1 protein-coding gene is annotated in these 410 nt (G+C 31.5%); it reads right to left on the reverse strand.

Annotation, left to right across the window (positions count from 1 at the left end; all coding sequences use genetic code 11):
* The coding region (locus tag E3E36_RS12360) for a hypothetical protein (RefSeq protein WP_167895633.1) at positions 1-410 on the reverse strand (410 nt) is incomplete at both ends.

The following is a 410-nucleotide window of genomic DNA, read 5'->3' on the forward strand; positions in this document are numbered from 1 at the left end:
TAAGTGGATACTGGTATCTGGTAAATTCTTTGTTTTCGTTTGAAGTATTGCTAAATCAACTGGCTCAAAGTCGCTTATGGCAATAGTATTGCATAAAATTGATTCAGAACTATTAGTTCCTGATGAACCCTGGAGATAGGCTTTAAGCGACAATGTTATTTTCTGCACACTTATGTTGCTATTAATTTTAATATTTTCAAGAGCTGCTGAATCGATTGTTGTTTTTTCGTATTCCCCATCTTCTTCTAAAAAACTCTCAAGTGTTGCAATTTTTTCTTTCAAATCTGTTATAGCAACCAAATTATTAGCTGAGTCTTTATTTAATACAGCTAATAAAGAATCATTGTGTTTTTTAGATTGTAGTAGCGAATCTTTAAAATGAGCATTATTTATACTACCGGAGAGTTCTT

The sequence above is a fragment of the Thermococcus sp. M36 genome, from assembly GCF_012027355.1.
Classification (GTDB): domain Archaea; phylum Methanobacteriota_B; class Thermococci; order Thermococcales; family Thermococcaceae; genus Thermococcus.